Genomic DNA, 13,388 nt, shown 5'->3' on the forward strand with positions numbered 1-13,388 from the left:
CGGGTTTGGCAGCTGTGTCGGATGGAGATGAGCAGAAATGAGCCGGGAACAATTATGATTCAGAGCAACATGGCCCCGCAGGGCATGGTCGTCACCCCCCATCATCTGGCGAGTGAAAGCGCCCTTGCCGTACTGCGCGACGGCGGCAGCGCACTCGAAGCGATGGTCGCCGCCGCCGCTACCATTGCGGTGGTCTATCCGCATATGAACGGGCTGGGCGGCGACGGCTTCTGGCTGGTGGTGCCGCCTGAGGGGGAACCGATTGCGATTGATGCCAGTGGCGCCGCCGGCTCGCTGGCGACAGTGCGTTTTTATCAGGGCCGGCAGACGATTCCGCATCGCGGGCCGGAAGCGGCGCTGACCGTCGCCGGCACCGTCAGCGGCTGGCAGGAGGCGCTGACCCTGTCACAGGAGCTGGGCCATGCGCCGCTGCCGCCACACCGTCTGCTGCGCGATGCTATCCGTTACGCTGCCGACGGCATACCGGTTACCGCCTCGCAGGCGGCCGCGACCGCCGCAAAAGCGCCTGAGCTGCAGCATCAGCCCGGCTTTGCCGCCACGTTTATGCCGGATGGCGGACCGCCCCAGCCGGGCAGCCGCTTTACCCAGCCTGCGCTGGCGGCCACGCTCAGCCAGCTGAGTGAAGAGGGGCTGGAGAGCTTTTACCGCGGCCGGCTGGCACGGTCGCTGGCAGATGACATGCACGCGCTGGGGATGCCGGTCACGCTGAACGATCTGCAGCAGCATCGCGCCCGGCGCTGCACCCCGCTCCACCTCGCGCACAGCGAAGGCGATATCTGGAACATGACGCCGCCGACGCAGGGGCTGGTGTCGCTGGCGATTCTGGGCATTACCGATCGTCTGGACATGGCGCAGGCTGATGAAGCTCAGACGCTGCACCGGATTGTGGAGGCGACCAAGCAGGCGTTCAGCCTGCGCGATCGGCACATCACCGATCCTCGCCATAGCGATACCGACGTGCAGGCACTGCTCAGTGCCAATCATCTTGCCAGCCTTGCGGCCAATATTGATGACCACCGCGCCGCGCCGTGGGGAACCGGACGCGGTCCGGGCGATACCGTCTGGATGGGCGCTATCGACAGCAGCGGGCTGGCGGTCTCTTTTATTCAGAGCATCTACCACGAATTTGGCAGCGGCGTGGTGCTGCCAGGCAGCGGCATCACCTGGCAGAACCGCGGCGCGGCGTTCAGCCTGCAACCCGATCATCTGCTGGCGCTGCTGCCGGGCAAACAGCCATTTCACACGCTTAACCCTGCCGCCGCCCGCCTGAAAGATGGTCGGGTCATGGTATATGGATCGATGGGCGGAGATGGTCAGCCGCAGACGCAGGCGGCCATTTTTACCCGTCACGTTATTCAGGGTATGCCGCTGCAGCAGGCGGTCAGTGCGCCACGCTGGCTGCTGGGGCGCACCTGGGGCGAGGCCTCTGACTCACTCAAACTGGAAGCGCGCGTGGCGCCGGAAACGGTGGGCCGGCTGCGTCTGCTGGGGCATCAGGTTGAGCTGCTCTCTGACTTCAGTGAAGTGGTGGGCCATGCGGGCGCCGTCGTGCGCCACACCAGCGGCATGCTGGAAGGCGCTTTCGATCCGCGCAGCAACGGCAGCGCAGCCGGTTTTTAACAGGAGAGACTCATGACCGAATCCGCAGAGTGGGCGAATTATGTCGCTCAGATGGAGCAGATCCTCGCACTGGATCTGAATGACGCACGTCGTGCTGAGCTGCAGCTGCAGCTCAGCCGGATCGCTGCTATCGCCGCGCCGCTGATGGCGCTGCCGCTGGACGATCGCCTGGAAGTGGCCGGGGTGTTCCAGCCATGCGCCTGACGTCATTATCAATTACAGCGCTGCAGCGCGCGCTGCAGCAGGGTGAAATCGGCGCGGCTGAGGTTGCCCGCCATACGCTGGCGGCGATTGAGCAGCATAACCCGGCGCTCAACGCATGGACGGCGATCACCGGGCAGCGCATGCTGCGCGAGGCTGAAGAGCTTGACCGGCAGCGCCTGCGTGGCGAAACGCTGCCGCCGCTGGCGGGCATTCCTTATGCGGTAAAAAATCTGTTTGACGTAGCCGGCCATACCACGCTGGCGGGCGCCAGCCTGTTCAGCACGCGTGCGGCGGCGCGAGCAGACGCCTGGGCAGTCAACCGGATGCATGAATCGGGCGCGCTACTCTCCGGTATGCTGAACATGGATGCCTACGCCTATGGCTTTACTACCGAAAACAGTCACTATGGCGCTACCTGCAACCCGCGCGATATCACGCGCATCGCCGGTGGGTCATCCGGCGGCTCTGCCGCCGCGGTAGCGGCCGGACTGGTGCACTTTTCGCTCGGCAGCGATACCAACGGCTCGATTCGCGTACCGGCGTCGCTGTGCGGCATCTTCGGCCTTAAGCCCACCTTTGGCCGCCTGTCGCGCAGCGGTACACAGCCGTTTGTCGCCAGTCTCGATCATATCGGCCCGTTTGCCCGCTCGGTTGACGATCTCAGTCTGGTTTATGATGCGCTGCAGGGCCGCGACGCAGAGGATGCGTTTCAGCTGACGCGGCCGCCGGAACCGGTCAGCGACCGCCTGCAGGCGGGCAGCGACGGGCTGCGCTGCGCGACGCTGGGTGGTTTTTTTACCACCTGGTGCAATGATGAGGCGCGCGCGGCGGTAGCGGTAGCGGCCAGCGCGCTCGGTGCGGCAGAAGAAGTGACGCTGCCCCAGGCCGAACTCGCGCGCGCGGCCGCGTTTATCATGACCGCGGCGGAAGGCGGCAATCACTATCTGCCCGCTCTGCGCACCCAGCCAGAACGCTTTGAGCCGAATTCACGAGAACGCCTGCTGGCTGGCGCAATGCTGCCCGCCGCGTGGTATGTGCAGGCCCAGCGGTTCCGCCGCCACTTCCAGCAACAGGTTCTGCCGCTGTTCGACCATTATGACGTGCTGATCGCCCCCGCCACGCCCTGTACCGCCACCACCATCGGCCAGGAAACCATTCACATCAACGGTCAGGATTTGCCGACACGCGCCAGCATGGGCATGCTGACGCAGCCGATTTCATTCCTCGGCCTGCCGGTATGTAGCGTACCGCTGCTCACCGCCAGCGGCTTACCGATTGGCCTGCAGTTGATTGCCGCGCCGGGCAATGAAGAGCTGGCGCTGCGCGCCGCCTGGGCGCTGCAGCAGCAAGGTGTGACGCTGCCACAAACCTCTTTTATGGATGCCTGAAAATGACACCTGAACATATCGATCGTCCGGCGATACTGGCTGAAGTCACCGCCGCGTTTTACCGCTACGAGCAGGCGCTGGTGAGCAATGATGTCGCGGTGCTGGACGAACTATTCTGGCACGATGCGCGCACGGTGCGACTCGGTGCCGGAGAGAATCTGTACGGGATTGAGGAGATTCGCGCCTTTCGCGCAGCACGGCCGTCAAAAGGGCTCGATCGCACGCTGCGCAATACGGTGATCACCACGTTTGGCGACGATTACGCGGTGTGCAGCACCGAGTTTACCCGCGAGGGAACGGCGCGTATCGGACGGCAGCAGCAGACGTGGGTGCGGCTGCCGCAGGGGTGGCGCATTGCGGCCGCGCAGGTGAGCCTGATGAGTGAGTAAGCGCGTCAGCCCTCACCCCTGCGGTGAGGGCATTATCAGGGCGCGGGATGTACCGTCATCCAGTGATCGGCAATCTGCTGGCGGGTGCAGATCCACACCTTTTCATGCTGCTGAATGTGATCAAGAAAACGCTGCAGCGCGCGGAATTTTCCCGGACGCCCCAGCAGGCGGCAGTGCATGCCGACCGACATCATTTTCGGGGCGCTCTCCCCTTCTTCATACAGCACATCAAAGGTATCACGCAGGTAGGTGAAGAAGTGTTCGGCGGTGTTGAATCCCTGCGCCGTGGCGAAGCGCATGTCGTTGCACTCCAGCGTGTAGGGGATGATCAGATGCGGCTTGACGGTGCCATCCTGACGTGTGACCTGAGTCCAGAACGGCAGATCGTCGCCGTAGTAGTCACTGTCATAGCTGAAGCCGCCCTGCTCTGCGACCAGCCGGCGGGTGTTTGGACTGTCCCGCCCGGTGTACCAGCCCGTCGGCGCTTTGCCAAACAGTTCGGTCAGCACGTCGACCGCCTGCTGCATATGCTGACGTTCAGTTTTGGCATCCATTCCCTGATAGTGGATCCAGCGCCAGCCGTGGCTGACCACGTCATAATCCGCCGCTTTAATCGCGGCGACAATTTCCGGGTGCCGCGCCAGCGCCATCGCCACACCAAACACCGTCAGCGGCAGGCCACGCTTCTGAAACTCATGATGAATGCGCCAGAAACCGGCACGCGACCCATACTCATACAGGGAATCCATCGACATGTGGCGATCGGCGTAGCTGGCTGCGCCAATGATATCGGACAGGAACTGCTCCGAACCAGCATCGCCATGCAGCACGTTGTTTTCTGCGCCCTCTTCATAATTAAGTACGAACTGTACCGCCACCCGGGCGTTGCCGGGCCACTGCGCATGCGGCGGCTGGCCACCATAGCCGATCAGATCGCGCGGATAATTTTTGTTGAAGCTGTACTCTTTCTTTTCAGATGCGTCATTCATTCAGTCAGTTCCTGTTGTCACACCTCAGCCAGACCTTAGTTTAGGTGCTGAAAGGCGCCGCTGAGGGGTTTTTGCAGCGGATAAGCGAGATCGCCATGCTTGCTGGTGCCCAGGCCAAGCGCCACCAGCGCCTCTATCATTTTTACCGCCGCGCTGACGCCATCGATCACCGGCATATCCAGTTCGCGGGTCAGATCCTGCGCCAGCGACGCCATGCCACCGCAGCCCAGCACAATCGCGCCGCTGTTATCTTCACGTTTGGCCTGAATGCAGCGCGCCCGGACTTTCTCCTGCGCCACGCCGCTGCCATCCTCCAGCGCCAGTACCGGCAGATCGATGGCGTGCAGCGCCGCACAGTGGTGCGTAAAACCATACTGCTGCAGCAGATGGCGGGCGATCACCAGCGTACGCGGCAGCGTGGTGACGATGGTAAAGCGCGTCGCCACCAGCGTGGCGGTATGCATTGCCGCTTCGGCAATACCGATTACCGGGCCGCTGGCCAGCTCACGCGCCGCCAGCAAGCCGGGATCGCCAAAGCAGGCGATGACATGGCCGCTGACGCCCTGCGCTTCGCCACGCTTAATCTGCTCCAGTACGCCGATCGCGGCTATCGCCTCATCAAAGTGTCCCTCTATGGAGGGTACGCCCTGCTGCGGGCAGACCGCCAGAATGTCCGTGCCCGGTGCCGCCACAGCACGCGCGGCCGCACCAATGGTTTCAGTCATTGCCAGGCTGGTATTGGGATTGATCACCTGAATCAGGCTCATGATAGGGCTCCTTTATGACCGGCAAATAACCGGCTGAAATCGGGCAGCGTTTCACCGCTGCGCTCAAAGTGCAGGCTGGAGAGAATATGGTCAAAGTGGTGTGTCAGCGCCTCAGTCAGCGCAGGCAGCGCCCGCTGGCGCAGCAGATCGACCAGCCTGTCGTGATGATCGCAGCGGCAGCCGTGCTGCCAGGGCGTTCCCCAGGCGGCAATCACCAGCGATGAGCGCTGGGTCAGGCGCGTGATGATATCGGTCAGCACCTGATTGCCGGATATCGCCTGCAGCTGGATGTGAAACGCGGCTGAAAGGCGAATGGCAGCCGCGCCGTCATTCTGCTGATGCGCCTGCTGCTCCTGCGTAATAATCGCCTCCAGCGCTGCGAGGTGTGGCGACTGCAGATGCGTCAGTACCGCGGGCAGGTTGGCGCACTCCAGCATGCTGCGCGTGGCAAAGATATCGCGTGATTCCGCCACATCGGGCGTGCTGACCTGTGCACCACGTCCGGGCGACAGCGTGATCATCTGCACCGCCGCGAGGCGCTGCAGCACTTTACGAATGCCGGTACGGCTGACGCCAAACACCTCTGCCAGCGCTTCTTCAGGCAGTTTGCTGCCCGGCGGAAGCTGGTGCTCAACGATGGCATTAAGTAATGCCTGGAAGATCGCTTCATCTTTTTCAAACGGCACAGCGCGCGGCTTCACTGCGGATTCATGCTTCATTACCTGCTCCGGAAAATAGCTGATTGCCAGATATCGTATACACTCCTTTCATTTTTTGTATACAACAAATCACTTCTGGCCTGGATCCTGCAATAGCTCTCTAAACGGTGAATATTTTCCCCATCATGGTGAGAGGAGCAGGTTTCATGCCAATTCATACTGAAGTGACGCCAGCGCAGGCTGATGCCCGCGCGGCCTATAGTCCACGCCTGTGTAATGAGGATCTGGCCCCAACGCGCCAGCAGAGCTGGACGTGGTACAACATCTTTTCTTTCTGGATGTCGGATGTGCACAGCATGGGCGGCTATGTGGTTGCCGCCAGCTTCTTTACGCTGGGACTGGCAAGCTGGCAGGTGCTGTTATGCCTGCTGGCCGGGATCGGTATTGTGCAGCTCTGTGCGAATCTGGTGGCGAAACCCAGCCAGATGGCAGGCGTGCCCTATGCGGTGATCTGTCGCCAGGCGTTTGGCGTATTCGGCGCCAATATTCCGGCCGTGATCCGCGGACTGATCGCGTTTGCCTGGTACGGTATTCAGACCTATCTGGCGGCGAATGCCCTGATGCTGGTTCTGCTGAAGTTCTTCCCGGCGCTTAATAGCATGACGCAAAGCAGCTGGCTGGGGCTGTCGCTGCTCGGCTGGTGCTGCTTTGGCGTCATGTGGCTGCTGCAGGCGATGGTGTTCTGGCACGGCATGAACGCCATCAAGCGCTTTATCGACGTGGCGGGTCCGGCAGTCTATGTCGTAATGGTCGCGCTGGCGGGCTGGATTGTATACAAAACCGGTCTGGCCGGTATCTCTTTTACGCTCGCCAGTAAATCACTGAGCGCCGGCGAACAGACCTGGCAGATGATCACTGCAACCGCCCTGGTCGTCTCCTACTTTTCCGGTCCTCTGCTCAATTTCGGCGACTTTTCCCGTTACGGCAAAAACATGAGTGAAGTTCGCCGCGGCAACCGCTGGGGATTACCGTTTAACTTCCTGCTGTTCTCCGTGGTCACCGTGGTGATTGTCTCCGGCACCCAGTCGCTGTTTGGCAGAATGATCACCGATCCGATTGAGACGGTGAGTATGGTAGGCAACGACCTGGCCGTCGCTATCGGCCTGCTGACCATGATCACCGCCACCATTGGCATCAATATCGTGGCGAATTTTGTGTCTCCCGCCTTTGATTTCTCTAACTGCTCCCCGCAGAAGATCAGTTTCCGTACCGGTGGCATGATCGCCGCGGTGGGTTCTGTGCTGCTGACGCCGTGGAATCTGTTTCAGTCACCTGAACTGATCCACTATACGCTGGATGTGCTGGGCTCGTTTGTTGGCCCGCTGTTCGGCATTCTGATTGCGGATTTTTATCTGATTAAAGGCGGCCGCGTAAGCGTTGATGACCTGTTTAACGCCACGCCGCAGGGACGTTACTGGTACCGCAACGGCTTTAATCCCAAAGCGATCGCGGCGCTGCTGCCGGCGGTCGGGATCTGCCTGACGATAAGTTTTATTCCGGCGCTGCATGCGGTAGCTAACTTCAGCTGGTTTATCGGCGTGGCGCTGGGCGCTGGCTGTTATCGCTGGCTGGCGCGTGCGGAACGGATCGTACCGGTCTCCTATCGCCCGGAAGCGACGCTGCAAAAAGAGGGTGTGTAGCTCTGACTGAATTGCAGACAGCAAAAAGCCGATTCATTTCTGAATCGGCTTTTTTAAATAGATTGGCGGAACGGACGGGGCTCGAACCCGCGACCCCCTGCGTGACAGGCAGGTATTCTAACCAACTGAACTACCGCTCCGCGCTTTGTTCCCCGTCGGGAACGAGGCGCATATTAATGGCAGCCCCCTCCCCCGTCAACGCTTTTTATATCAAAATGACACGTTTGCCGCTTTTTTCAGCTTCCCGCTGTTTTTAGCAGCAAAATCAGTGCATCAGGCGCGCCACAGACAGCTGCCACCTTTTTTATTAACCAGATCGAGGCGGCTTTCGTGCGCCATCACCTCTTCATCACTGGCATTAATCACGCGCAGGCCTGAACCGGGGCGGCTGATACGCTGAATATGCTCACCTTCAGCCTGATTACGCTGGTCGCCCTCCATTGAAAACGCCAGCGACGTCTGGCCGCCGGTCATGGTCAGGAAGACCTCTGCCAGAATCTCGGCATCCAGCAGTGCGCCATGCAGCGTACGCTTGCTGTTGTCGATTTCATAACGGTTGCACAATGCGTCCAGGCTGTTGCGCTTGCCGGGAAACATTTTACGCGCCATCGCCAGGCTATCGGTGATTTTGCAAAAGCTTTCGGTTTTGCCAATATCACGCTGCAGCATGCCAAACTCATAGTCCATAAAGCCGATATCAAACGAGGCGTTATGAATAACCAGCTCGGCTCCGCGAATATAGTCGAGAAACTCATCGGCTATCTGCGCAAAGGTTGGCTTATCGGCCAGAAACTCATCGGCGATGCCGTGAACCCCGAACGCTTCCGGATCTACCAGCCGATCGGGCCTGAGATACATATGGAAGTTGTTGCCGGTCAGGCGACGGTTGATGACTTCAACCGCACCGATCTCAATGATGCGATGCCCCTCATAATGAACCCCGATCATGTTCATGCCGGTGGTTTCAGTATCGAGGACAATCTGGCGGTTATTTGCAGTGATCATAGGGCTCGTTTTGTGTCAGACTTGGCGTTTTTTCAGAGGGAAGTCTACCAGAGATGCGCAAACAGGTAGAAATTTTCACCGACGGCTCCTGCCTTGGTAATCCGGGACCGGGCGGCTACGGGGCTATTGTACGCTATCGCGAGCATGAAAAGTTATTCAGCGCGGGCTATCGCCTGACCACCAACAACCGTATGGAGCTGATGGCGGCCATTGTCGCCTTAGAGGCGCTGACGCAGCCGTGCGACGTGGTCATCAGCACAGACAGCCAGTATGTCCGCCAGGGTATTACCAGCTGGATCCACAACTGGAAAAAGCGCGGCTGGAAAACCGCTGATAAAAAAGCGGTTAAGAATACCGACCTGTGGCAGCGTCTGGATACGGCGCTCAGCACCCATACCATTAAATGGGAGTGGGTGAAGGGGCATGCCGGCCATCCGGAGAATGAGCGCTGTGACGAACTGGCGCGCAGCGCTGCCGGTAATCCGGCGCTGGAAGACATCGGCTATCAGGTTGCATCCTGATCCTGCGTTTCGCGGAACTGACGCGTAGCGTTTACTACCGGACGCAGCTGCGCACTGCTGCGCGCCGTTTTCATTTTAGCTGGCGTAAGCGGGAACGTGCGCTTGCGGGCCACCACGATGTTCAGACACCCCAGTGCCGGCAGATGCGCACTGATCATCCTGCCCCCCTGTCGATGCCACGGCACCACCTGAAAACGCGTGCGGTAGACCACTTCATAATTCAGCAGACTCAGCCAGTCCAGCAGACGCACCTGGCTGAACATTCTGCTGTTCCAGGGTGCGCGGCGGCTCAGGCCTGGTATCGCTTTGCTAATCCCCAGCAGGCTGAAAGGATTGAAGCCGCTGATAATCAGCCAGCCATCATCAATCAGCACCCTGTCTACTTCGCGTAACACGCGGTGCGGATCCTGCTCCCATGCCAGCGTGTGCGCCAGCAGGCAGGCATCGATTGATTTAGACTCAAACGGCAGCTGAGCAACGCTGGCAAGCACCTGCAGTGCGTCGCCCTCACTGCCAACATTGACCTGATGAGATATGGCACACTGGCTGGTATTGATTTCTGCGCTCAGGCTGCCAATTTTTAGCATGTGGAAGCCATAGAGCCTCGCCAGCCAGGGCTGTAGCTGCTGGGTTAACGCATCGCGAAAGTACTCTCCCCAGGGCATATCATTCCAGGTGCGCGGCGCGGTCAGGATCTGACGTGTTTTCGCTGGCTTCATGCTCTACCATCTTCCTTTAAGACAACCAGAGAGGTGTTTATGAATCTTACCAGTATTCCCGCTTTAACGGATAACTACATCTGGACGCTGAACGACGACGCCGGTAACTGCCTGATTGTTGACCCCGGTGAAGCCCGGCCGCTGATTGAAAAAATTGAAGCTAATCGCTGGACGCCGGTGGCTGTTCTGCTGACGCATCATCATCAGGACCATACCGGCGGGGTTGCTGAACTGCTGCAGCGTTATCCTCAGCTCGAGGTGTATGGCCCCCAGGAAACGGCGGCTAAGGGGGCGCAGCATATTGTTCATGAGGGCGAAACCGTTACGCTGCTCGGCCTGCCTTTTCAGGTTATTGCCACGCCCGGCCACACTTTAGGACATATCTCATATTACAGTGAACCTTATCTTTTCTGCGGCGACACAATGTTTTCAGGCGGCTGCGGGCGACTTTTTGAAGGCACAGCAGAACAAATGTTCCATTCATTTCAGAAACTTAATCAACTTCCCGCCGATACGCTTATCTGCTGCGCACATGAATATACTTTATCTAATATGAAGTTTTCTGCGGCAATTTTACCCCATGATCCGAAAATTCTGGCCAGATATCAGGAAATTAAGGATTTACGGGCAGAAAATCGCACTACTTTACCGACAAAACTGGCGCTGGAACGTGAGATAAATTTATTTTTACGCACACAAGATGCTGATTTACAAAAAGCTTTAGCAATTAATGTGGAATCCGCCCCGTTATGGCAGACTTTTGCTGAATTGCGTAATAAGAAAGACCAGTTTTAATTTTTTGGGTTGTGTTGTGCCGGTACGTCACGTATAGTTGCTCGTCTTTTAAGCGAACTACTGACACACACATGAAGGCTAAAGCGATATTATTACTCGCCTCAGTCTTGCTGGTCGGATGTCAGGCATCACGGAATGACGCCAATATCCCCGCTCAGCATGCACAGAGCCTGTCTTCAGCTGGTCAAGGTGAAAATGGAAAGTACGGAAATCGCTTGTTGTCGCCGCGCTGGCAAGATGATGGAACCAGCCTCGCAGAAGACACCGATCTCTGGAATCTCATTAGTGACGAGTTGAAGATGGGGATCCCGGAAAATGCCCGGATCCGCGAACAGAAAACAAAGTTTTTAAAAAATAAGAGCTATCTCCACGATGTAACATTACGGGCAGAGCCGTACATGTACTGGATTGTCGAGCAGATACAGAAACGTAAAATGCCGATGGAACTGGTACTGCTACCCATAGTGGAGAGCGCTTTTGACCCTCACGCAACCTCCTCCGCCAATGCCGCAGGCATCTGGCAGATCGTTGCGCAAACGGGCAAAAATTATGGTCTGAAACAGAACCGCTGGTATGACGGACGCCGTGATGTGGTGGCCTCAACCAAAGTAGCACTGGATATGATGCAGCGTTTGAATCGCATGTTTGATGGCGACTGGCTACTGACCGTAGCAGCCTATAATAGCGGCGAAGGACGCGTGTTGAAAGCGATGAAGCAGAATAAGGCACGGGGTAAGCCGACTGACTTCTGGCATTTATCACTGCCGCGCGAAACAACCATCTATGTCCCGAAAATGCTGGCTTTAAGCGAACTGCTCAAGAACAACAAGCGTTACGGCATTAAACTGCCAGCCCCTAACGAAAGCCGCGCGCTGGCGCGTGTGGAAGTGGGACAGCAGATGCAGTTAACTCAGGCTGCAGAAATGGCGGGCATGTCGCTCAGTAAACTGAAGACATTTAACGCCGGGTACAAAAATGGCACGACGGCGCCAAACGGACCGCACTATATTATGGTGCCTAAGTCCAACGTGGCACAGCTGCGTAACTCTCTGGCCTCCGGAGATATCGCCTCCGTGCAGCCTGTTGAACTGGCTAAAGCCAGCGCAGCCGGTAACAGCTACAAAGTACGTAAAGGCGACACGCTATCCGGTATCGCCAGTAAGCTGGGTGTCAGCATGAGCTCGCTAAAACAGCAGAACAATCTGCGCAGTGCGGCAGTACGTATCGGCCAGACCCTCACGGTTAGCGGTACGACAGCAGCATCGCAGTTGGCAGATAACGGCAACAGCATCACCTACCGCGTTCGTAAGGGTGATTCTTTTGCCAGTATTGCAAAACGTCACGGTGTTAACACGCAGGACGTTATGCGCTGGAACAGCGACGCGAAGGATATACAGCCGGGTGATAAGCTCACTCTGTTTGTTAAGAATAGCGCAACGCCAGATACCTGATGCACTGAAAAGGCTGACATTTGTCAGCCTTTTTTCTTTATCGGCATAGCCTCATCCAGAGCAGTGCCGGCCAGAGCGTCTCGCCGTTACAAGAGGGTGCGTTTAGCGCGCGACAGTGACGGGGGTAAACTCTACCAGCAGCGGATTATGATCGGAGGCGCGGGTGACCAGCACCGCTGCTTCACTCACCTTCATATCCCGGTAAAAGACAAAGTCGAGCGGCCGGCCAAACGCTTTACGCCGGTGATCGTCTGTAAACGCCACTTCCCGCAGAGACATAGCGCGGGCAAAGCGATAGAGCGCGTTCATGCGCTGACGACTCCATGCATTAAAATCCCCTGCCATTATCACCGGACCACGGTGATGCCGGATCTGCTCTCCTATAGGCCCCAGCTGCTTACTGTATACGTCCACACCCAGACTGAAATTGACCGCATGGATATTCACTACCATCAGCATATCGCCGGTTGGCAGAGGGTATGCGGTGACCAGCGCAGATTTTGCCAGCCGCAGCAGCGGCTCACGCTCGCGCAACGGGCAGCAGTAGACCGGATGCGCAGATGCGAGCGTCATCACCCCTGACGGGTGCTGAGGCAGCACAAAAGCGGGCACCTGATCGGCGGCAAGATAATTACTGGTAGCAAACTGGATCAGTTCAGGCGTGGTTTGCGCCTCCTGCAGGAGGACCAGATGGGCATCACGACCGAATCCCTGCAATACCGACATCCAGTCAGCGCGCTGCTGTTTGAAGATGTTCCATACCAGCACCCGCAGGGTGGGATCGGCCGGTAGCGGCTCACCTGGCGGCAGACCCTGACCAAGATGCAGCATGGCGCCAGGCGGAAAAATTTGCTCCGCTGGCTGGCCTGCTATATAGCGCATTGCATAGGTTTTCTTTCGCACTTTACCGCCTGGCTGATAACAACAAAGAGTTCACACTGACTGTTATAGGGATTTTAGCGCGGGGTTTCAATTCGTGGTATCGAATGTCGGAATTCACCTCACGACAAAGGTTCACAATGCCGGAGGGAAAAAAAGAATATGAAAAAGCCCTGACTTTAACAGTCAGGGCTTCTCAATATAGTGGCGGAACGGACGGGGCTCGAACCCGCGACCCCCTGCGTGACAGGCAGGTATTCTAACCAACTGAACTACCGCTC

The 13,388-nt window shown here is 58.1% G+C and carries 14 protein-coding genes and 1 tRNA gene; 8 read left to right on the top strand and 7 right to left on the bottom strand.

Going from position 1 to position 13,388, the window contains the following annotated elements; all coding sequences use genetic code 11:
* The first annotated feature begins 54 nt into the window (after nucleotides 1-54).
* The 4 genes from AC2CF9_RS17290 to hpxZ are packed head-to-tail and all read left to right on the top strand — an operon-like array spanning nucleotide 55 to nucleotide 3,622.
* The gene (locus AC2CF9_RS17290) at nucleotides 55-1,641 is read left to right on the top strand and encodes a gamma-glutamyltransferase family protein (RefSeq protein ID WP_484557550.1); all 1,587 of its coding nucleotides are present in this window, start codon (nucleotides 55-57) and stop codon (nucleotides 1,639-1,641) included.
* 12 nt (nucleotides 1,642-1,653) lie between these two features.
* Entirely contained in the window at nucleotides 1,654-1,845 is a 192-nt protein-coding gene (gene hpxX, locus AC2CF9_RS17295; RefSeq protein WP_150018592.1) for an oxalurate catabolism protein HpxX, read from the top strand.
* On the top strand, nucleotides 1,836-3,233 hold the full coding sequence (locus tag AC2CF9_RS17300) for an AtzE family amidohydrolase (protein WP_484557551.1): 1,398 nt from the start codon (nucleotides 1,836-1,838) through the stop codon (nucleotides 3,231-3,233). The genes hpxX and AC2CF9_RS17300 overlap by 10 nt, the downstream gene beginning before the upstream one ends.
* A 2-nt stretch (nucleotides 3,234-3,235) precedes the next feature.
* Nucleotides 3,236-3,622, top strand: coding sequence for an oxalurate catabolism protein HpxZ (gene hpxZ, locus AC2CF9_RS17305; RefSeq protein WP_150018594.1), 387 nt, complete (start codon nucleotides 3,236-3,238; stop codon nucleotides 3,620-3,622).
* 35 nt (nucleotides 3,623-3,657) lie between these two features.
* Here hpxZ and puuE read toward each other — a convergent pair whose 3' ends face one another.
* The 3 genes from puuE to AC2CF9_RS17320 are packed head-to-tail and all read right to left on the bottom strand — an operon-like array spanning nucleotide 3,658 to nucleotide 6,097.
* Nucleotides 3,658-4,611 (bottom strand): allantoinase PuuE, encoded by a 954-nt coding sequence (puuE, locus tag AC2CF9_RS17310; protein WP_484557552.1) that lies wholly within the window; start codon nucleotides 4,609-4,611, stop codon nucleotides 3,658-3,660.
* A 35-nt stretch (nucleotides 4,612-4,646) separates the two neighbouring features.
* Entirely contained in the window at nucleotides 4,647-5,378 is a 732-nt protein-coding gene (gene hpxA, locus AC2CF9_RS17315; RefSeq protein ID WP_039382816.1) for an allantoin racemase, read from the bottom strand.
* Entirely contained in the window at nucleotides 5,375-6,097 is a 723-nt protein-coding gene (locus tag AC2CF9_RS17320; RefSeq protein ID WP_150018596.1) for a GntR family transcriptional regulator, read from the bottom strand. Before AC2CF9_RS17320 ends, hpxA begins: the two co-directional genes overlap by 4 nt.
* A 146-nt stretch (nucleotides 6,098-6,243) precedes the next feature.
* Here AC2CF9_RS17320 and AC2CF9_RS17325 point away from each other — a divergent pair, with 146 nt between their 5' ends.
* Entirely contained in the window at nucleotides 6,244-7,737 is a 1,494-nt protein-coding gene (locus AC2CF9_RS17325) for an NCS1 family nucleobase:cation symporter-1 (RefSeq protein WP_484557553.1), read from the top strand.
* 63 nt (nucleotides 7,738-7,800) lie between these two features.
* Here AC2CF9_RS17325 and AC2CF9_RS17330 read toward each other — a convergent pair.
* Nucleotides 7,801-7,877 (bottom strand) — tRNA-Asp (locus AC2CF9_RS17330).
* Nucleotides 7,878-8,010: 133 nt separating this feature from the next.
* Complete coding sequence (gene dnaQ, locus AC2CF9_RS17335; RefSeq protein WP_039382808.1) at nucleotides 8,011-8,742, bottom strand: DNA polymerase III subunit epsilon; 732 nt, start codon at nucleotides 8,740-8,742, stop codon at nucleotides 8,011-8,013.
* A 53-nt stretch (nucleotides 8,743-8,795) separates the two neighbouring features.
* Here dnaQ and rnhA point away from each other — a divergent pair, with 53 nt between their 5' ends.
* Complete coding sequence (rnhA, locus tag AC2CF9_RS17340) at nucleotides 8,796-9,263, top strand: ribonuclease HI (RefSeq protein ID WP_094112073.1); 468 nt, start codon at nucleotides 8,796-8,798, stop codon at nucleotides 9,261-9,263.
* Here the strand turns inward: rnhA and AC2CF9_RS17345 are convergent.
* On the bottom strand, nucleotides 9,248-9,982 hold the full coding sequence (locus AC2CF9_RS17345; protein ID WP_094112074.1) for a class I SAM-dependent methyltransferase: 735 nt from the start codon (nucleotides 9,980-9,982) through the stop codon (nucleotides 9,248-9,250). The two genes, rnhA and AC2CF9_RS17345, sit on opposite strands and share 16 nt — an antisense overlap.
* 39 nt (nucleotides 9,983-10,021) lie before the next feature.
* On the opposite strand from AC2CF9_RS17345, the gene gloB reads away from it, so the two are divergent.
* Nucleotides 10,022-10,777 carry a hydroxyacylglutathione hydrolase gene (gene gloB / locus AC2CF9_RS17350; RefSeq protein WP_150018599.1) on the top strand — a complete coding sequence of 252 codons (756 nt, stop codon included), beginning with the start codon at nucleotides 10,022-10,024 and terminating at the stop codon, nucleotides 10,775-10,777.
* A gap of 71 nt (nucleotides 10,778-10,848) precedes the next feature.
* Nucleotides 10,849-12,228: a murein transglycosylase D gene (mltD, locus tag AC2CF9_RS17355; protein WP_039382798.1), complete on the top strand. Its 1,380-nt coding sequence runs from the start codon at nucleotides 10,849-10,851 to the stop codon at nucleotides 12,226-12,228.
* Nucleotides 12,229-12,330: 102 nt separating this feature from the next.
* Here mltD and AC2CF9_RS17360 read toward each other — a convergent pair whose 3' ends face one another.
* Nucleotides 12,331-13,131 (bottom strand): endonuclease/exonuclease/phosphatase family protein, encoded by an 801-nt coding sequence (locus AC2CF9_RS17360; protein ID WP_150018600.1) that lies wholly within the window; start codon nucleotides 13,129-13,131, stop codon nucleotides 12,331-12,333.
* Nucleotides 13,132-13,388: the final 257 nt, after the last annotated feature.

Source organism: Pantoea sp. SYBGC1 (assembly GCF_057197005.1).